Origin of the sequence: Clostridium fessum, from assembly GCF_003024715.1 — a bacterium.
Classification (GTDB): Bacteria; Bacillota; Clostridia; order Lachnospirales; family Lachnospiraceae; genus Otoolea; species Otoolea fessa.
Genome location: NZ_PYLO01000001.1, coordinates 543,123 through 562,769, shown reverse-complemented (window position 1 = coordinate 562,769; position 19,647 = coordinate 543,123). Strand labels below are relative to the sequence as shown.

Genomic DNA, 19,647 nt, shown 5'->3' with positions numbered 1-19,647 from the left:
TCCTCCAGCCGCCCCCACGCGGCGCAGAGGAAAGCTCTCTGACATCAGCAAAAATCACAACCCACATTCCCACGATATAGAATTTACTTATGAAATTATATTAAAAAAACTATCCAGAAATCGGAAAACTTGTGGTATAATAGATAAAAATATGGCTGTGAATTATTTAATCAGCCAGGTCGCAGATAGTTGACTCATAATAAAAGTGTATTGGGAGGTATCTTTAGAATGGCAAATGAAAAGAAAAAGCCGGTTAAGATCGTGGAAACTGTCCTTCGTGACGCGCACCAGTCTCTGATTGCAACCAGAATGACAACGGAGCAGATGCTTCCGATCATCGGAAAGATGGATGAGGTTGGATATCATGCAGTAGAATGCTGGGGCGGTGCGACATTCGATGCCAGCCTTCGTTTCCTGAAGGAAGATCCGTGGGAGCGCCTTAGAAAGCTGAGAGATGGTTTTAAGAAGACAAAACTTCAGATGCTGTTTCGCGGACAGAATATTCTGGGTTATAACCACTATGCAGATGATGTGGTAGAATATTTCGTACAGAAATCAGTTGCCAATGGTATTGATATTATCCGTATTTTTGACTGTTTAAATGATATCCGCAACCTGGAGACAGCGGTAAAGGCAGCCAACAAAGAAAAAGCACACGCACAGATAGCGCTGAGCTATACACTGGGTGATGCATATACACTGGATTATTGGAAAGACATTGCAAAGAGAATCGAGGATATGGGCGCTGATTCTCTGTGTATCAAGGATATGGCAGGTCTTCTGACCCCGTACAATGCAGAGATCCTTGTGAAAGCACTGAAAGAAGCAGTTGATCTTCCGATTGATATCCATACGCATTACACCTCCGGCGTTGCATCCATGACGTACCTAAAGGCAGTGGAAGCGGGCGCTGACATGATCGATACCGCGATGTCTCCGTTCTCGATGGGAACGAGCCAGCCGGCGACCGAGGTTATGGTTGAGACCTTCAAAGGTACTCCGTATGATACCGGACTGGATCAGGAAAAACTGGCGGAGATCGCAGATTACTTCCGCCCGATGCGTGAGGAAGCGTTAAAGAGTGGTCTGATGAATACCAAGGTTCTGGGCGTTGACATCAATACCCTGCGTTATCAGGTCCCGGGCGGTATGCTTTCCAACCTGGTTTCCCAGCTGAAAGAAGCGCGCGCAGAGGATAAATACTACGATGTTCTGAAAGAGATCCCGAGAGTCCGCAAAGACTTCGGTGAGCCGCCGTTAGTTACTCCGTCTTCCCAGATCGTTGGTACGCAGGCTGTATTAAATGTCCTGATGGGCGAGCGCTACAAGATGTTCACAAAGGAATCCAAGAAACTTCTGATGGGCGAGTTCGGACAGACTGTAAAGCCGTTCGACAAAGAAGTTCAGAAGAAAGCAATCGGCGATGCAAAACCGATCACCTGTCGTCCGGCAGATCTGATCGAGCCGCAGCTTGAGAAGATTGAGGCGGAGATGAAGCAGTGGAAGCAGCAGGATGAGGATGTCCTGACTTATGCACTGTTCCCACAGGTGGCAAAAGAGTTCTTCGAGTCCCGTCCGGCAAAGAAACCGCCGGTTGAGAAACGTGAGATCCTGAAAGCGGCTGCACCGGAAGTAAAGAAAGCACCGGTGTCCACTGAGGAGATGGATGGAAACGGCATCAATACCTGGGCTGGAAGAAAAAGCGAGTCTTACCAGATCTAAGCTAAAAAGAATTTAAGGATTTTGAGCCAAAAGGAGTGCCAGAATCGGTAGAATGTACCGGGTTGGCACTCCCTTTTTTATTTCATAGGAAATTATGTCCTATGAAACAAAAAAACGCTCCGCGAGGATGCGCACTCGCGCGAAGCAGAAACATGTCGCAAGCGATCGCGCTCGGCGCGAGAATGTGCCAAGGCACATTCTTTTTCATGCGGTCATGCATTCAAAAATCATGTATCCGGAAAACATTTCGAAGCCAACCTATACTGCTTCTAAAAATTAAGAAAATCTTACAATTTCACGCAAAGACCCCAAATTTTGCGAAGTTTTTTCGGTAAGGTTGACACATATGGTCTTTTTTCATTATAATAGATACGATTGTAAAAACGTGAAAAAGATGGAAAACAGTCGAGCGGCTGTCTGGAAATGCGGCGGCAGACAGAATAAGAATTCCGTTGCGGGGGATGAATTGCAGAAAACGCAGCAGAATGAGGAGATAGACGGATGAAAAAATGGAAGTTATTGGGGAAACGGGCGGCGGCGTTTCTGCTGGGCGCTGTGATGGCGGTCAACCCAGGGCTGGCAGGTACTGCAGCAGAGTCTTTGCTGGGGATCGTCAGCTATGCGGAAGAGAGAACCGCGTCGGTCAATGCGACAAACCTGAATGTCCGGAGTGGTCCGGGCACTTCGTATCAGGCACTAGCGAAGCTGTCCAAGGGCGCACCAGTTACAGTACTTGGTGAGCAGACGGGAACGGATGGCGTCGTATGGTATCAGATACGATATAGCGGAAGCGGCGGTGAGCAGACGGGTTATGTTTCGAGCAAATACATAAAGTTTCCGACTGCGATCAAATCGGATTCGGATTTTGAAAGCTATCTGACAAAGCAGGGATTTCCGGAGAGCTATAAACAGGGACTCCGGGAATTGCATGCACAATATCCGAATTGGACGTTCACGGCGTTCCAGACGAATCTGGATTGGAACACAGCGTTGAAAAATGAAAGCGTGATCGGGCGGAACCTGGTTGCGAGCAGCAGCATTTCGTCCTGGAAATCGACCGAGACAGGTGCGTATGACTGGGGAACCGGAACCTGGCCGGGCTTTGACGGAAGCTCCTGGGTACAGGCGTCTTCGGATATTATCGCCTATTATATGGATCCGCGGAATTTCTTAAATGATAAATATATTTACCAGTTCATGAAACAGTCGTATGACAGTTCGCTTCACACGAAGACGGGGCTGCAGAACATGGTGAGCGGAACCTTCCTTTCCGGCACGGTGTCGGGCGGATCGTCGGTATCGGCCGGTACGGGAAGCAGTTCTGGAAGCTCTTCTTCCGGTTCAGCGACGGGACCGGGAAGTTCGTCAGGTTCGAGCGGAAGCAGCGCCGGTCTGTCGTCTCCGATTGCTTCGATCAGCGATCATAAGACGGAGCGGGTGGCAGCGACCAATGGACCGGGCATGGCGGGAGATGGATTTTCTTCCAACAATGCAGACGGGGAGACGGCGCCGGTCAGCAGCGGCACATCGAATAAGTCATCGGGGACAACCAGCAGCACGGCTGGAACCACCAGTGGCAGTACAAGCGCACCGGGAAGCAGCACAACCGGAACAACTTCTGGTTCAACCAGCAGCGGAAGAACAAGTGCACCGGGAAGTGGCACTTACAGCAGTTCGGGAACTTCCACGGGAGTGGCGCAGCAGTCTGCAATCGGTACTTCCTATGTAGATATCATCATGAATGCGGCATCCGAATCGGGAGTCAATCCATATATTCTGGCGTCGATGATTCTGCAGGAACAGGGCAGCCAGGGAACCGGACGCAGTATTTCCGGAACGGTGTCCGGCTATCAGGGATATTATAACTTCTTTAATATAGAGGCATATCAGTCCGGCTCGATGAGTGCGGTAGAACGCGGACTCTGGTGGGCATCCCAGTCGGGAAGCTATCTGCGCCCGTGGAACAGCATCGAGAAATCGATCCGCGGCGGTTCGGTTTATTATGGCGAGAATTATGTGAAAAAAGGGCAGGATACGCTGTACTTAAAGAAATTTAATGTGCAGGGCAGCAACCTTTATAAACACCAGTACATGACGAACGTGCAGGCGGCAGCTGCCGAAGGACTGACGCTTTCGAAGATCACGGCATTGGCAAATACAACACTTGAGTTCTCGATTCCGGTGTATAAAAATATGCCGGCGGGCGCCTGCGTCAAACCGACGCTGGACGGCAGCCCGAACAACAAGCTGTCGGCGCTGGGTGTCGATGGATTTGCACTGACACCGACCTTTAACCGAGATACAGAGTCCTACGATCTGATCGTGGATCCGTCGGTGGCAAGCGTGACGGTAGCAGCGAGCGCGATTGATTCCAAGGCAACGATTGCCGGAACGGGAACGGTCGATCTGCAGAGCGGTGTCAATGAGATCACCGTGACGGTCAAAGCGGCAAATGGAAATCTGCGAAATTACGTCCTTCACGTAGTGCGCCAGTCAGGCGGTCCGACCTACTCAAGCTCGATTGGAAGCGGCGTTTCCTCTGGAAGCAACTCTAGCGGTCCGGCGACGGGACCGGGCATGTCTTCAGGAAGCAGTTCAGGAAATTCTTCCTCCGGCGGTTCGGATGTGCAGATTGTCGGTCCGACCTCTTCGGGAAGCAGTTCAGGAAGCTCTCCTTCCGGGCAGTCTGCACCGGGATCGAATGTGAATGGATTTGGGAGCGGCAGTTCTGGAACCCTGATTGCGCCAAATGGGGAGTCTGTCGGGAGCGCCGGCAGTCCGCAGGGGAGCCAGTCGCCGACCAGCGCGGCGGCACCATCCCAGTCCACATCGGGAACGCATGCGGCATCGTCGGTGCGCGGGGATGTCAACGGCGACGGTAAGCTGAACATCATGGATATCCTGCTGGCACAGCGGTCGATACTGGGACTTGGAAAGTTAAGAGCGGAAGAAATCGCGCGCGCCGACCTAAATGGAAATGGAAAAGTAGATATTTTGGATGTTCTTCTGATGCAGAAGAAGATTCTGGGACTGTAGGGATATTTCACGTACCTGCGGCTGGTCTTGAGAGATGGCAGCGGGTACGTGAAAATTTGTAAAGAAAGGGAACGGTGCAGATATGGGACCGTTACCAATAAAGAATATAGGACAGGGCAGTTGAATGAAAAGGTTTAAAAATATCATATTAGGTATACTTGCGGCAGGTATGCTGACGGTGGCGGCGCCGGTTGGTGGGATCAGCGCCTATGCATCCAGCGCAAAAATTTCATTTTCCGATCCGAGTGCGACGGTGGGGCAGGAGTTCAGCGTCAATGTGAAGATCTCCTCTCAGGATGGAAATCTAGGGGCATCCGACGTGGTACTTTCCTATGATCCGTCGGTCATTGAGTTTGTGAGCGGAAATAACGCAAGCGGCGGTGCAGGTTCCGTCCGCCTGGTTGGAACGATGGATTCCAATTCGACGAAGGCATTTTCCTATACGCTGAAATTCAAGGCAGTGCAGGCGGGAAATACTTCGATCTCTGTGGGAAGTTATGAAGTCTATGACTCAGATGCACAGGCAGTCACAGTTTCTAAAACGGGGACGGCGAGCGTCAAAGTAAAAGCACCGGCGACCTCCTCGGCGGAAGCGGCGCTTTCGTCCTTGAAGATTTCACCAGGAACACTTTCCCCTGCATTTTCGCCAAATGTGACTTCTTATACGGCGCAGGTAGGAGCCAGCGTCGATAAGCTGGCGGTCAGCGCGAGTGCGAAGGACAGCAAGGCGAAAGTCCTTGTCAGCGGTGATTCCGGCTTAAAGGTAGGTGCTAATACCGTTGTCTGCAAGGTGACGGCGGAGGATGGACAGACAACTAAGAGCTACACGATCACAGTCAATAAGCTAGATACGGTCGATGTGCCGTCAGAAGCGGAGACAGGGGCTGAAACAGAGGCAGTTGGGACAACGCCGGTTGTGACAAACGGGCTGGATGTGGAAATAGACGGCGTTTCCTATACGGTGGCGACGGAATTTGATGCCTCCCTGCTTCCGGAAGGATATACGCAGTCTACCTGTACTTATGGCGGTTCAGAGGTCCAGTGTGGAAATGGCAATGACCTGACGCTTCTGTATTTGCAGGGTGCCGATGGAAATGGTGCGTTTTATATTTATATACCGGAATCCGGTGTGTTATCGCCGTATGTGACGATCGATGTGACAGCAAAGTCGATTCTGGTGCTTCCACCGGATGAGTCGGTTCAGATTCCGGATGGATTTATGGAGACGACCATTCAGTTAAACGGCACGTATAAAGTGCAGGGCTGGGTGTGGAAGAGCGATGAACAGCAGAAGTATTGTGTCGTATATGGTATGAATGAGAGCGGCGAGAAGTCACTGTATCGGTATGATATTGCAGAAAAGACCTTCCAACGGTATTTTGAAGACCCGTCTCTGGCAACTAAATACGATGATGCACAAGTGGAAGAGATTGTAGATAAGTACAACGCACTTTGCAGGGATTATAATATTCGCTTTGTCATGCTTGCGGTTCTGGGCGTAGCGTGTGTAATCTTGTTCTTTATCGTGATCAATCTTCTGCTCAAGCGGAAAGAGTGGAGAGAGGAAGCGCAGGCAGCCGGAGGCAGACAGAGGTCCAAGCGTCGTCCGTCATCGCCGAATGCACGACCGGCGGCAGACGCACGGGTGAAACGAGGCACTGGGCGCGACAAGAGAGAAGATGGGGAAATGACGCCGGCAAGACCGGCAGCGCGGAGTGAGAAGGAGCGCATGGCAGCGGATGACAGACGCCGCCCGTCCGCAGAGCGGATGGAGGAAGGGCGTCGGAGTGCGCGCCGAACCCAAGAGACGCTGGAGACAAGACCGGTTCGCCGGGAGCGGGAAGAGGAGCGCGAGATGCAGCCGGTCCGTCGGACAAGGGATGAGGAGCACGTGTCCCAGCCGGTCCGCCGGGAGCGGAGCATGGAGGCAGCAGCATCGGCAGACCGCGCAAAACGGATGCCGGAGGAAAGACGCCGCCGGGAAGCAGGAAGCGAAAATCGTTCCGAACGCGTTCGTAGAGAAATGCCAGAAGAAAGCAGTCCGGCTTGTGTCCGCAGAGAGGCATCAGAAGAAGAACGTCTGCAGCGCACCCGCAGAGATGCGGCAGAGGAAAGCCGTTCAGAGCGTCCGCGCAGAACTTCGGCAGACGGAAGCCGCGCAGAGCGGGAACGCCAGGCAGTGGCAGAAAGCCGACGCACAGAACGGGAACGTGCCGTTTCAGCAAAAGAAAGCCGCCTGCAGCGCGATTACACGCCTGCATCGGCGCATCGTGCGGCGAAAGAGTCTGCAGCATCGGGAGAACGCCGGAATGCGCGCCCGGCGATTTATGTGCGCCCGGCATCCCGCTCGGAGCTTTACTACACGCTGGAACGGGAGGAATACGGTGATCGCCCAACGAGATATGAGTCGGAATCAGAGCGATCCAGACGCGCTCGCGAGGCAAAAGCCCGGTTAGAGCGGGATCGGCGCGATGAGGATGGATTTGAGTATATCGACGATCCGCAGTAAATAAAAGAGGAAAAGATGGATATCTGTCCAGGAGATTTCTGGTGGGTATCTGTCTTTTCTTTTATATCGATTTTTTTTGTAACAAGTTCACGTTACTGTTCACGCATACGTGCCCAGTAACGGAATTTGCCGTGGCTTCGCATTTAAATACGGCAAATTCCTGCTGCCACCACGTTTTCTTACGGCACTTTCAGTTCCAAAAGTGCCTATCCGTGAACAGTAACAAGTTCACACAATTAACACAGTTTTACAGTTGACGAAAACACCTGTTTGTTATACAATCTATATAACAAATGATAAAACAGGCGGCTGACTGTATTTAGAAACGGGGTCTGCCGTCAGAATGAAAGATGGTGGAGTATGATTGTAGAGATTGATTTTAACAGTGAGGAAGCGCTTTATATTCAGCTCATAAACCAGATCATCATCGGGATTGCGACCGACCAGATCCGGGAGGGCGATACGCTGCCATCCGTGCGCCAGTTAGCGGATAACATCGGAATTAACATGCACACGGTCAACAAGGCATATTCTGTACTGAAACAGGAAGGTTTTCTGCGTGTGGACCGCCGCCGCGGGGCAGTGATTGCACTTGATACGGATAAGATGCGGACGATCTCGGAGATGCGCCGGGATCTCAGTGTAATTCTGGCAAGAGGTGTCTGTAAAAATGTGAGCCGCGAGGAGGTTCACAATCTGGTGGATTCCATTTATGACGCATTTACAGCGGAATAGCAGGTTCCGGCTGCGGGCGATGATTTTTGTGTATTGGAACCGTTGCGGGATGTGTATGTTGGGAGGATAAATTATGCTGTGTGAGAAATGTGGGATTCGCGAAGCGAATATTAAATATACAGAAGTGTTTAACGGCGTCAAGACAGAGCATAATCTCTGCGCCCAGTGCGCGAAAGAGATGGATCTGGGACCGTACTCGGCACTGATTGAGGGAGAATTTCCGCTTGGAAAACTGCTTTCGAGCCTTTTGGGACTGACGGATGCGTCTGCCAGCCAGGCACCGAAAGAGGATGTGGTATGCCCGACCTGCGGCACAACGTATGAAGAATTTATCAAGAACAGCCGTTTCGGATGCGCGGACTGTTATCATGTGTTTGATCCGTTGCTTGGAGAGAAAATTAAGAAATTGCAGGAAAATTCGAGCCATACCGGCAAACATCCGAAGATCCAGCCGCGCAGTCAGGCGGCTGCAGAGGTGACGAAGAAAGGAGAACTGGAATTCAGCCCGGAGGAGCAGATTAAGCAGCTGAAACGCAGGCTGGAAGCGGCGTTGCAGGAAGAAGACTATGAGACGGCTGCTGCCTGCCGGGATAAGATACACAGTCTGGAAGGAGAGATGAGACATGACGAAATGGTTTGAGGAAGTGGCGAATGATGCGTCCAATATCGTTTCCAGCCGGGTGCGTCTGTCTCGGAACTGGGAGGAATATAAATTTCCGAGCCGTCTGGAGCCGGATGAGGCGCGGACGATGATTGCCCGTTTAAAACAGAATTTCCGCGATCTGGGTGACCGGGACGGTCAGTTTTATGAATATGAAGATCTGGAATTGATGGAGAAGCTTGACCGCACCGCATTGCGGGAACGGCGGCTTTTAAACCGCACGCTGGCGGAGAAGACGACGCCGGGCGGGATCCTCTGTTCGGAGGATGAGCGGGTCAGCATGGTATTAAATGCGGACGATCATATCCGGTTACAGGTGCTGGCATCGGGACTCGATCTGCAAGAATGTTATGCAAAAGCGGATGCGCTGGATGATTATATCAACGAGAAGATTCCGTATGCATTTAATGAGAAATATGGATATCTGACGTCCTATCCGACGAATGTCGGAACAGCAATGAAGGCGTCCGTGGTCGTGCATCTGCCGTCTCTGACAATGAATAAGAAATTTCAGGAACTTCTGGGCGATATGGGACGTTTCGGCACGACCGTGCGCGGCGTTTATGGCAGAGGCAATGAAAACTACGGCGATTTGTACGAGGTAGTCAATCAGAAGACACTCGGCATCACCGAACAAGAGATTCTGGAGCTGGTAGCCAACGTGGCGGGGCAGCTCTCGGCGCAGGAAAATCAGTTCCGCGAGGTTTCTCTGTCGAGGCACCGCCTGGAGCGGGAGGATGAGGCGTACAAGTCCTACGGCGTTCTGAAATATGCGCGCCGGATGACGCTCAAGGAAGCGATGACATTTCTATCTCATGTCTGGGCGGGCATCGCGGACGGGCTGTTAAAACCGGCAGAATTTGTGAGTATTTACCGCCTGATGATCGGCATCCAGCCGGCAAACTTACAGAAACGTTCGAGCAAGCCGCTGGGACGTGAGGAATTGGAGGCAGAGCGGGCGCGGTATCTGCGTGAGGAACTGCCGAAGCTGGTGTAAAGTAAAAAGAAACAGGAGGAACAGTAAAATGATCGATCGTTTTACTCAGAAAGCCAGAGAAGCGATCCGTCTGGCAGTCGAGACAGCGCAGGAGCTGGAACACGGCTATGTGGGGACGGAGCATCTGCTTTTAGGACTGATAAAAGAGGAAACTGGCGTGGCGGCAGCGGTTTTGGCAGAACATGATGTGACAGAAGAGCGTGTCATGGAACTGATGGAGCGTCTGATAAGCCCGGCAGTGGCGACTCAGGTAGAGGGACAGATTGAATATACGCCGGGGGCGCGCGCCGTGCTGCAGGCGAGTTATGATGAGGCGGTTTTTTTCAAAGCGCCTCTGATTGGAACGGAGCACATCCTGATTGCCATCATCAAGGATGGAAAATCAACTGCGTGCCGTTTACTCAATACAATGAATGTTAATATTCAGAAATTATATGTGGATCTGATGGGGGCTATGGGCGATGATGCGCCGTCCGAGGCGGCGGAAGATGCGGCAGCAGGACGGGTGCGCCCGGAGAAAGGCAATACACCGAATCTGGACAATTTCAGCCGGGATCTGACTCAGATGGCGCGGGACGGAAAGCTCGATCCAGTCATCGGCAGGGAACGGGAAATGAAACGTGTTATTCAGATTTTAAGCCGCCGGACGAAGAATAATCCGTGCCTGATCGGGGAACCAGGCGTCGGAAAAACGGCGGTTGTGGAAGGTCTGGCGCAGTTCATTGTTTCCGGCAATGTACCGGAGACGATCGCGAAAAAGCGGGTTGTCAGCCTCGATTTGTCCGGCATGGTCGCAGGATCCAAGTACCGCGGTGAGTTCGAAGAGCGGATTAAGAAGGTACTTGCCGAGGTGCGGGAGAGTGGAAATGTGCTCTTGTTTATTGACGAGATTCACACGATCATCGGCGCAGGCGGCGCGGAGGGCGCGATCGATGCCTCCAATATCCTGAAACCGTCGCTGGCGAGAGGCGAGATTCAGCTCATTGGTGCGACGACGCTGGAAGAATACCGCAAATACATCGAAAAAGATGCGGCCTTGGAACGCCGGTTTCAGCCGGTTATGGTGGATGAGCCGACGGAGGCGGAATCCATCGAGATTTTGAAGGGGCTTCGCAGCCGCTATGAGGAACATCACAAGGTGACGATCCAGGATGAGGCACTGGTGGCAGCGGTGCGCCTGTCTGCCCGCTATATCAATGACCGTTTCCTGCCGGACAAGGCGATCGATCTGATCGATGAAGCATCTTCGAAGCTGCGTCTGACTGTATATACGGAGCCGGAGGAGATCAAAAAGCTCGAAGCAGAGATTAAAAAACTCGAAGACCAGAAGGAAGAGGCGATCAAGGCTGAAGCCTATGAGAAAGCCGGTGAGATCAAGAAGAAGCAGCAGAAAAAGCAGGAAAAGATTGAAAAGATTCGTGAAAAATGGGAAAAAGAGAAAAATTCACGCAAGTTAGTGGTCGGTGAAAATGAGATTGCGGACATTGTTTCTGACTGGACGAAGATCCCGGTTCGCAAGCTGGCAGAAGAAGAGTCAGAGCGGCTGTTGAAACTGGAGTCCATTCTGCATGAGCGTGTGGTCGGACAGGAGGAAGCTGTATCCGCCGTGGCGCGTGCGATCCGCCGTGGTCGTGTGGGACTCAAGGATCCGAAGCGGCCAATCGGTTCGTTTCTGTTCCTGGGGCCGACGGGTGTCGGAAAAACAGAGCTTTCCAAGGCACTCTCGGAGGCGATGTTTGGCACGGAAAATGCGATGATCCGCGTTGATATGTCGGAGTACATGGAGAAACACAGCGTTTCCAAGATGATCGGTTCGCCGCCAGGATATGTTGGCTACGAGGAGGGCGGACAGCTCAGCGAGAAGGTGCGTCGCAATCCATATTCGGTTATTCTCTTTGATGAGATTGAAAAAGCGCATCCGGATGTATTTAACATTCTGCTGCAGATCCTCGATGACGGGCACATTACGGACGCACAGGGACGGAAGGTGGATTTCAAGAACACGATTCTGATTATGACCTCCAATGCGGGCGCTGAAAATATTATTTCCCCGAAGCGGCTTGGATTCTCGTCGGAGAGCGGTGAGAAAGCGGATTATGCGTTTATGAAAGAACGCGTGATGGAGGAAGTGCGCCGGATGTTTAAGCCAGAGTTTTTAAACCGAATCGATGAGATTTTAGTATTCCATCCTCTGACGAAGGAGAATATCAAGACGATCGCGGGCATTCTGCTGCGCGGCATCAAGAAAAGGACGGAGGATCAGCTTGGAATGACGCTCACGATCACAGATGATGCGATCGATTTTCTGGCAGACAAGGGATATGATTCCAAATATGGTGCAAGACCGTTGCGCCGGACGATCCAGACGCAGATCGAGGATCAGCTTTCTGAGAAGATCCTGGAAGGCACGATCCGGAAAAAAACAGAGGTTCGGATTGAAAAAGATGGCGATCAGCTGAAATTTGAGACGGTCTAAAGGGCTGGAAGCGAAAAGACTGGTAAACCCGGTCGAAGTGTGTTAAAATGATACTACTGAGTAACTGTGTAAGTGCGGAGCAGTTGCGATATTGATTAAAAGGATACTAGGAGGATAAAGCATTATGCCAGTAGTTAGCGAGTTAATCCGCATCGAGGATGACGGAACCATCAGTTTTGGCAATTATATGTTAGCAGCAAAGTCCAAGCTGCAGGATTTTGAATTTCAGGGCGATCTTTATAAGGTAAAAACATTCGGCGAGATTACCAAGCTGGAGCGCAACGGAATGTTCGTATATGAGTCGGTACCGGGCACGGCAGTCAATCATTTCCAGGCGGGAGATACTTCCGTACAGTTTTCGGTTGAGGGCGAGAAGGATGCTCAGATTACCATTCAGTTAGAGGATGAGCGTGAGTATGAGGTATATGTAGACGGCGTATCGGTCGGCGGCATGAAGACCAACGTCAGTGGCAAACTGGTACTGAGCGTGGAGCTGAACCCGGGCAAGGCAACCGCAATCCGGATTGAAGCCAGATAAGGAAAAGAAAAACAAAGCGTTACGTACAAGTTACAATGCGTGAGATGAAAGTTGCTGCATGGCAGGAATGGCGGGCGTGTGCGCCGGAAGCCGGTTTCCGCCATGCAGCAGCTTTTTGTGTAATAAGAAATATGAGAAGAAGTGTTTGGAAAGGAATCAGAATGGCAAAGGCAAAATCAACGGGATTTTTCTGCAGGGAATGCGGTTATGAATCTTCCAAATGGATGGGGCAGTGCCCGGCGTGCAAGGCGTGGAATACGATGGTGGAAGCGCCGTCCGCACCGACATCATCCGGTACGGCAGCAGGGCGGTATGCGGCAGCGGCTTCGCTGACGGCGGCACCGGGGAAACGGGTTGGCGCGCAGGCAAAGCCAGTCAGCTTAGATGAAATTGAGCTTTCCGATACGGATCGGACGAGAACCGGATTTGCAGAACTTGACAGGGTGCTTGGAAGCGGCGTGGTGCGTGGCTCCCTGGTGCTGGTCGGCGGAGATCCGGGAATCGGAAAATCAACCCTGCTTCTGCAGGTCTGCCGGAACCTGGCAGGACAGGAACAAAAGGTTTTATACGTCTCCGGCGAGGAGTCATTAAAACAGATCAAACTGCGGGCAAGCCGGATCGGGACGGTGCGCGGACCACTTTCGTTCTTGAGTGAGACGAACCTGGATACGATTGCGGAGGTGATCCGGGAGGTACGCCCGGATGTGGTCGTGATCGACTCGATCCAGACCATGTTTATCGAGGCGGCAGGTTCTGCACCGGGCAGTGTCAGCCAGGTAAGAGAGTGCACCGGCGTCCTGATGCAGCTCGCAAAAGGACTGGGTGTGACAGTCTTTATCGTCGGTCATGTGACGAAAGAGGGTGTTGTGGCGGGACCGCGTATGCTGGAACATATGGTCGATACAGTGCTATATTTTGAGGGCGATCGCCATGCGTCCTACCGGATTCTGCGGGGAGTGAAGAACCGTTTCGGTTCGACCAATGAGATCGGCGTGTTTGAGATGCGGGAGGAAGGACTGGCGGAGGTGCCGAATCCATCCGAATTTATGCTGGAAGGGCGCCCGGCGGAGGCATCCGGTGCGGTGACTGCCTGCTCGATGGAGGGAACCCGCCCGATTCTTCTGGAAGTGCAGGCGCTGGTGTCAAAGACGAATTTCGGACTGCCGCGGCGGACGGCAGCGGGCGTCGATTACAACCGTGTGAACCTGCTCATGGCAGTGTTGGAAAAACGATGCCGTTATGCCCTGTCCGGGTACGATGCCTATGTCAACATTGCAGGCGGCATGAAGATGAACGAGCCGGCGCTTGACCTTGCGATCGTGATGGCGCTGATTTCCAGCTATAAAGACCGTCCGCTGGATGAGAAAACGATCGTATTTGGCGAGGTCGGACTCTCCGGAGAGGTGCGCGCCGTCTCGATGGCAGAGCAGAGAGTCCATGAGGCAGTCAAGATGGGATTTACAAGGTGCATTCTTCCGATGGTCAATGTCAGTAAATTGAAACCAAGGTCGGATATCCGGCTGGAAGGGGTGGCAAATGTGCGGGAGGCGATTGGGCTGCTGTAGGTTGCTTGGATTTTGGGAAAATTTAAGAAAAATAATATTAGCGTAATGTGAGTAACAGCAAATTTGTCTCAGTGGGAGTTAGGTCTCCGACTGAGATAAACGCTCCGCGAGGATGCGCAGTGATTCTGATAGGAATATGTCAGCTTCTCTGACCAGAATCACGCGCCAAGTCTCATGGACGTTTGACTTGAATGTTTAAAAAAACAAAAAACGCCAATGACTCATCTCTGAATCACTGACGCCTTTAGAAGCAGGGGAAGAGGGATTCGAACCCCCATTAACGGTTTTGGAGACCGTTGCTCTGCCATTGAACTATTCCCCTTCGCTGCTGACTCAGTTATGATATCATAGCCATAACGAAAAGTCAACAATTTTTTTATAATTTTTCATTTTTTTTGATTTAATATATTTTTTTCCATTTATTAAGTTTCATTCATCATTTTATATGGAAACTAGAGGTCGGAATAATTTGATAAAAGAGAATTTGTGTGTCCAGGCTGGGTGGGAAATTTGCAATGAATATTTGGTTTAACTGCCCAAAACCAATCCGTCAAACCCTTTGATTTATATAAATAATGACAATATATCATGAAATGAATACGACGCATAGTTTCAGATGTCAGAATATTTTACCAAGAAACACACTGCTTTATTGGTAAAAATCATATATTGAAAATATGTGGTATAAAAGAAATCAAATTGACATTCGACAAAAATCGTGCTATAAACACTGAATAAATCTTGATGATTTTAAATGTGCCTAAAAAACGGAGGGAAAAATTCTGTTGGTACATTCAGTAAAAAGGAGTTGTTTATTATGAAACAGAGAAAAATTATGCTGAAAACGATAGAAGATGCAAAGAAATTTGTCAATGCTTCTATGAAATGCGATTTTGATATTGATGTTTTTTATAACCGTGTTGTCATTGACGCCAAGTCGATTCTGGGAGTTATGAGTTTGGATCTGACACAGATTCTGACCGTTGAGTACACGGGCGAGGATGCAGAGTATGAGGCGTTCCTTGACACGATGGAAGCGGACAATGTGACAGCGGCATAAAAGGGCTGGAAGGCTGGTTCAAGCGGAACATAGATATCATAGATATTTTAGGATATGTATGGTCCGAATCGGCATGATGAAAGAAAAGTTGATAGTACGAAAATAAAGAAAGACTGCGGGTGCCGGAGAGAAGATGGTGTCTGCAGTCTTTTTGATAGACATATATATGTACTCTCGGAGTCTTTCTGCACGTGCTTTTGTGGCTGATTTTCCGCCAGCCGCACCCGAATTTCATCAACGTACGCACCGCGTACGCCTCAGAAATTTGGGCACAACTGACAAAAAATCATTTCACAAAATTAAGCACAGAAAGATTCCGAGAGTACATGTACGGGGAAGGGAGGAACCACACATGGAGCTGACCGGCAGGCAGATACGGATCTCCGTCCGCAATCTGGTTGAGTTCGTTCTGCGTTCGGGGGATATTGATAACCGGCGCACGGCGGGTGCACAGAAAGAGGCGATGTTAGCTGGGGGACGGATGCACCGGAAGATACAGCGGCGGATGGGATCGGGGTATCAGGCGGAGGTGTCGCTGCGCCATTCGGTGGAGGAGGATGGATTCCAGATCGTGGTCGAGGGGCGTGCGGATGGAATCATCCGGGATGGAAGAAATGTCACGATCGATGAGATCAAGTGTGTTTACCAGGATGTAAACTGTCTGGAGGAGGCGGTCGGCGTGCATATGGCGCAGGCGCGCTGTTACGGCTATATCTATGGATTACAGGAAGCGCTGGACGAAGTGACGCTGCAGCTCACCTACTGTAATCTGGAGACGGAGGAGATCCGCCGCTTTCAGCAGATCCAGACAATGGATGAACTTTCCGAATGGTTTGCTGGTTTGATCCATGAATATGTCAAATGGGCGCGTTACCTCTATCACAACGGACTGCGACGTGATGAATCAATCAAGGCGCTTGAATTTCCCTATCCGTACCGGGCGGGGCAGCGGGAACTGGCGGTGGCGGTTTACCGGACGCTGGAGCGCGGGCGCAGGCTGTTTGTCCAGGCTCCGACCGGGATTGGAAAGACACTTTCGACGGTATTTCCGGCGCTTAAAGCGATCGGGGAAGGGCATGGACAGAAACTCTTTTACCTGACAGCGAAGACGATCACGCGGACAGTGGCGGAAGAGGCGCTGGCGATTTTGCGGGAACGCGGGCTGTATTTTCGTTCGGTCACGATCACGGCAAAGGAAAAGTTGTGTATTTTGGAAAAACCGGTGTGCAATCCGGAAATGTGCCCACGTGCGAAAGGACATTTTGACCGGGTCAACGATGCGGTGTATGAAATTTTGCATCAGGAATTTGGAATCACGCGTTCGGTAATTTTAGAGTATGCGGAAAAGTTTCAGGTCTGCCCGTTTGAGTTCTGCCTCGATATTTCTTCGTTTGTGGATGGGATCATTTGCGATTATAATTATGTCTTTGACCCGGATGTGCGCTTGAAACGTTATTTTGCGGATGGGGCCGAGGGAGACTATTTCTTCCTGATGGATGAAGCCCACAATCTGGTATCGCGCGCGCGGGAAATGTACAGTGCTTCTATTATAAAGGAAGAAGTGCTTTTGACGAAAAAAGTGTTGGGACATCGTGCGCCGGCGCTGGGGCGGCAGCTTACAAGGTTAAATAAGGCGCTTCTGGAGATGAAGCGGGAGTGCGGCGGATACCAGGTGATCACGGATGCCGGACATCTGGTTCCAGTGTTAAACAGTGTTTTTGGGGAAATGGAAAAGTATCTGGAAAAGCCGGGCGAGGAAGATGGACGGGACACGATTCTGGATTTTTATTTTTCGGTGCGCCATTTTTTAAATATGTATGAGCGGGTCGATGAGCATTACCGGATTTACACGGAACTTCTGCCATCCGGCGAATTTGTCATCCGGCTTTATTGTGTCAATCCGATTGAAAATCTGGCACAGTGCCTGTCGCAGGGAAAGGCGGCGGTTTTTTTCTCGGCAACACTTCTGCCGCTCCGGTATTACCGGATGCTTCTGTCAGATCAGGAGGAGGACTATACAGTCTACGTGCCGTCCCCGTTTCCACAGGAGCAGCGTCTTCTGCTGGCGGCGACGGATGTGACGAGCCGCTATACGCGGCGCAATGAGCTGGAATACCGGCGGGTGCTGCGGTACATCCAGACGATGGCAAGTGTGAAAAAGGGCAATTATATTGTGTTTTTTCCATCGTATCAGTATATGAACCGGGTGCGTGAGGTGTGTGAAGGGGAATATGCGTATCAGAAGGTTGAATTGGATGATAATGAAAAAATGAAAAATCATTCCGGGGAAAACGGAAAAAGTATGGAAATCCTGGTCCAGGATTCTCACATGACCGAGGAAGAACGGGAAGCATTTTTACAGAAATTTTCTCCCGAACGAACAGCTGAACGTGATACTTCTCTGGTGGCGTTCTGTGTGATGGGCGGTCTGTTTTCGGAGGGAATCGATTTGACGGGCGACCGCCTGATCGGAGTGATCGTGGTAGGAACCGGGCTTCCGATGGTATGCACGGAGCAGAAGATTTTGCAGGGATATTTTGAAGAAGCGGGAAAAGACGGATTTGCATATGCCTACCAGTATCCGGGCATGAATAAGGTACTCCAGGCGGCAGGGCGGGTCATCCGGACCGCGTCCGATCAGGGTGTCATCCTTTTACTGGATGACCGGTTCTGGCATCGGGAGTACCGGGAATTATTTCCAAGGGAATGGAGCGATGTCAAACGGGTCAGTCTTTCGTCTCTGGAGCAGGAGCTTCAGGCGTTTTGGAGCCGTTTTCCAGAAGTTCAATAAATTCACGCGATGCCTGCGAGATCGGCATTGTTTCATTGTGGACGACGACGAGCTGGCGCGGCGGCAGGGTTTCGGTCAGGGTCAGGGCATAAAGTTCTTTTTCGCCAGCCGGGAGACAGAAATCCGGGACAAATGCGATGCCGAGACCGATGCGCGCCAGATCGATGAGCAGATCGTTGCTGCTTAATTCAATCTCCGGTACGAGGTCGAGCTGGTGCTTCTGGAACATGTTGTGCAGAAATTCGCTGGTGGTACTCTTGCGATCCAGCATGAGGATCGGGAGCGCCTGCAGCTCGTGCAGTGTAACCGGGCGGTCTTTCATCGGGAAATAGGTTTCATTAGCGACGAATATATCGTTGAATTCGCGCAGCACATGGATATTCTGCGTTCCACCGAGCCCGGAGTTTGGATAATTCGTCAGGATAAAATCAACCTGTCCGTTGTCCAGAAGCCGTGCACATTCGATGGAGGTACGGTTGGTAACTTTGATGTGGATATTCGGGTAGCGCTTGTGAAATTCGCTTAAAAATGGCACCAGATAATAGCGGCAGATCGTGTCGCTTGCGCCGATGCGGAGCTGACCGCCGTTTAAGCTGTTAGAGTCGAGCAGCTGGTTTTCGCCCTGACGGATCAGGTTCATCGCCGGTTCCACGTGCTTGAGCAGGATCTCGCCTTCCGGGGTAAGCTGTACTTTTTTTGTGCTGCGGATGAAAAGAGTCTGGTTCAGTTTCTTCTCCAGTACCTTGATCGACTGGCTGACCGCCGACTGGGAGATGAAAAGCTGCTTAGATGCCTCGGAGAAACTTAACGTCGAGGCTACGTGGTAAAATACTTTATATAATTCATAGTTGATATCCATTTATTAGTCCTCCTTATAGAACTGTATTCAGTGTAACATGATTGGAGGGCGGAGTCAATAATGATTGTATCTGTGTCTTGTTTGTGATAAAATGACGGAATCATCTTAGAAGTATGTATTTTTTAGGAGGGAATACCACATGGAATCTAATACATTTTATGATATTTACTTAGAGGAACTGAAAAATCTCCCGCAGGGCACGCCGGAGGAGGAAACGGCGCTTCTGAAAAAACTGACGGAGGGGGACAAGACAGCGGTTTCCCGTCTGACGGAGTTAAAACTGACGAAGGCGGTTCAGATCGCGGAGGAGTATCACGATCGGGGACTTCCGGCGGGCGATCTGGTGCAGGAGGCAAATATGGCGCTGTTTCTGTTCGCAAGCGAGTACGAAAACGGTGATTTCGACGCGCAGATGGAGAAAAAGGTGCGCGCGGCGATCGAGGATGCGCTGCAGATTCAGAACCGCGAGACGAAGATTGAGGAGGAGATGGCGGCGCGCGTTAATGTCCTCAAGGATATTTCTGCGAGCATGGCGCGGGAGCTGGGACGCGAGGCGACCCTTGCGGAATTGGCAGAGCGCATGAAGATGAGCGAGGATGAGATCCGTGACATCATGAAGCTGACGATGGATGCGATGAAGGTCAGCGGTCAGGCGGCAGAGATGGCTCAGAAAGAGATAGATGAACAGGAGTAATAGA

The 19,647-nt window shown here is 51.1% G+C and carries 13 protein-coding genes and 1 tRNA gene; 12 read left to right on the top strand and 2 right to left on the bottom strand.

Translation table 11 applies throughout. The annotated features are described in order from the left end of the window. Positions 1–228: 228 nt before the first annotated feature. From C7U56_RS02600 to radA, 9 genes are all read left to right on the top strand, one after another. Positions 229–1,722 (top strand): oxaloacetate decarboxylase subunit alpha, encoded by a 1,494-nt coding sequence (locus tag C7U56_RS02600; RefSeq protein WP_022358437.1) that lies wholly within the window; start codon positions 229–231, stop codon positions 1,720–1,722. Between the two features lie 501 nt (positions 1,723–2,223). Next, positions 2,224–4,758 carry an SH3 domain-containing protein gene (locus tag C7U56_RS02590; protein ID WP_107000014.1) on the top strand — a complete coding sequence of 845 codons (2,535 nt, stop codon included), beginning with the start codon at positions 2,224–2,226 and terminating at the stop codon, positions 4,756–4,758. 124 nt (positions 4,759–4,882) lie between these two features. After that, the gene (locus C7U56_RS02585; RefSeq protein ID WP_107000013.1) at positions 4,883–7,267 is read left to right on the top strand and encodes a cadherin-like beta sandwich domain-containing protein; all 2,385 of its coding nucleotides are present in this window, start codon (positions 4,883–4,885) and stop codon (positions 7,265–7,267) included. 360 nt (positions 7,268–7,627) lie between these two features. Then, positions 7,628–8,002, top strand: coding sequence for a GntR family transcriptional regulator (locus C7U56_RS02580; RefSeq protein ID WP_022359631.1), 375 nt, complete (start codon positions 7,628–7,630; stop codon positions 8,000–8,002). A gap of 73 nt (positions 8,003–8,075) precedes the next feature. Next, positions 8,076–8,642 carry a UvrB/UvrC motif-containing protein gene (locus tag C7U56_RS02575; protein ID WP_107000012.1) on the top strand — a complete coding sequence of 189 codons (567 nt, stop codon included), beginning with the start codon at positions 8,076–8,078 and terminating at the stop codon, positions 8,640–8,642. Then, positions 8,626–9,660: an ATP--guanido phosphotransferase gene (locus tag C7U56_RS02570; RefSeq protein ID WP_107000011.1), complete on the top strand. Its 1,035-nt coding sequence runs from the start codon at positions 8,626–8,628 to the stop codon at positions 9,658–9,660. Before C7U56_RS02575 ends, C7U56_RS02570 begins: the two co-directional genes overlap by 17 nt. Before the next feature lie 28 nt (positions 9,661–9,688). Beyond that, positions 9,689–12,136: an ATP-dependent Clp protease ATP-binding subunit gene (locus C7U56_RS02565; RefSeq protein ID WP_107000010.1), complete on the top strand. Its 2,448-nt coding sequence runs from the start codon at positions 9,689–9,691 to the stop codon at positions 12,134–12,136. 124 nt (positions 12,137–12,260) lie between these two features. Continuing rightward, a complete protein-coding gene (locus C7U56_RS02560; RefSeq protein ID WP_022359635.1) occupies positions 12,261–12,674 on the top strand; it encodes a hypothetical protein in 414 nt (137 codons plus the stop codon). A 161-nt stretch (positions 12,675–12,835) separates the two neighbouring features. Continuing rightward, positions 12,836–14,239 (top strand): DNA repair protein RadA, encoded by a 1,404-nt coding sequence (gene radA / locus C7U56_RS02555; protein ID WP_107000420.1) that lies wholly within the window; start codon positions 12,836–12,838, stop codon positions 14,237–14,239. 251 nt (positions 14,240–14,490) lie between these two features. On the opposite strand, the gene C7U56_RS02550 is transcribed toward radA, so the two are convergent. After that, a tRNA-Trp gene (locus C7U56_RS02550) sits at positions 14,491–14,561 on the bottom strand. Positions 14,562–15,056: 495 nt separating this feature from the next. Between C7U56_RS02550 and C7U56_RS02545 the strand changes: the two genes are divergently transcribed. After that, positions 15,057–15,299, top strand: coding sequence for an HPr family phosphocarrier protein (locus tag C7U56_RS02545; protein ID WP_107000009.1), 243 nt, complete (start codon positions 15,057–15,059; stop codon positions 15,297–15,299). Between the two features lie 352 nt (positions 15,300–15,651). After that, a complete protein-coding gene (locus C7U56_RS02540) occupies positions 15,652–18,090 on the top strand; it encodes an ATP-dependent DNA helicase (RefSeq protein ID WP_107000008.1) in 2,439 nt (812 codons plus the stop codon). Here the strand turns inward: C7U56_RS02540 and C7U56_RS02535 are convergent. Beyond that, positions 18,026–18,949: a LysR family transcriptional regulator gene (locus C7U56_RS02535; RefSeq protein ID WP_107000007.1), complete on the bottom strand. Its 924-nt coding sequence runs from the start codon at positions 18,947–18,949 to the stop codon at positions 18,026–18,028. The genes C7U56_RS02540 and C7U56_RS02535 overlap by 65 nt on opposite strands. Before the next feature lie 139 nt (positions 18,950–19,088). Here C7U56_RS02535 and C7U56_RS02530 point away from each other — a divergent pair, with 139 nt between their 5' ends. Next, complete coding sequence (locus tag C7U56_RS02530) at positions 19,089–19,643, top strand: sigma-70 domain-containing protein (protein ID WP_107000006.1); 555 nt, start codon at positions 19,089–19,091, stop codon at positions 19,641–19,643. Positions 19,644–19,647 lie beyond the last annotated feature (4 nt).

Coding starts and splice junctions, on each gene's coding strand:
- C7U56_RS02575 (WP_107000012.1), top strand. CDS start 8,076: ATGCTGTGTGAGAAATGTGGGATTCGCGAAGCGAATATTAAATATACA.
- C7U56_RS02585 (WP_107000013.1), top strand. CDS start 4,883: ATGAAAAGGTTTAAAAATATCATATTAGGTATACTTGCGGCAGGTATG.
- C7U56_RS02590 (WP_107000014.1), top strand. CDS start 2,224: ATGAAAAAATGGAAGTTATTGGGGAAACGGGCGGCGGCGTTTCTGCTG.
- C7U56_RS02565 (WP_107000010.1), top strand. CDS start 9,689: ATGATCGATCGTTTTACTCAGAAAGCCAGAGAAGCGATCCGTCTGGCA.
- C7U56_RS02580 (WP_022359631.1), top strand. CDS start 7,628: ATGATTGTAGAGATTGATTTTAACAGTGAGGAAGCGCTTTATATTCAG.
- C7U56_RS02545 (WP_107000009.1), top strand. CDS start 15,057: ATGAAACAGAGAAAAATTATGCTGAAAACGATAGAAGATGCAAAGAAA.
- C7U56_RS02530 (WP_107000006.1), top strand. CDS start 19,089: ATGGAATCTAATACATTTTATGATATTTACTTAGAGGAACTGAAAAAT.
- C7U56_RS02560 (WP_022359635.1), top strand. CDS start 12,261: ATGCCAGTAGTTAGCGAGTTAATCCGCATCGAGGATGACGGAACCATC.
- radA (WP_107000420.1), top strand. CDS start 12,836: ATGGCAAAGGCAAAATCAACGGGATTTTTCTGCAGGGAATGCGGTTAT.
- C7U56_RS02535 (WP_107000007.1), bottom strand. CDS start 18,949: ATGGATATCAACTATGAATTATATAAAGTATTTTACCACGTAGCCTCG.
- C7U56_RS02570 (WP_107000011.1), top strand. CDS start 8,626: ATGACGAAATGGTTTGAGGAAGTGGCGAATGATGCGTCCAATATCGTT.
- C7U56_RS02600 (WP_022358437.1), top strand. CDS start 229: ATGGCAAATGAAAAGAAAAAGCCGGTTAAGATCGTGGAAACTGTCCTT.
- C7U56_RS02540 (WP_107000008.1), top strand. CDS start 15,652: ATGGAGCTGACCGGCAGGCAGATACGGATCTCCGTCCGCAATCTGGTT.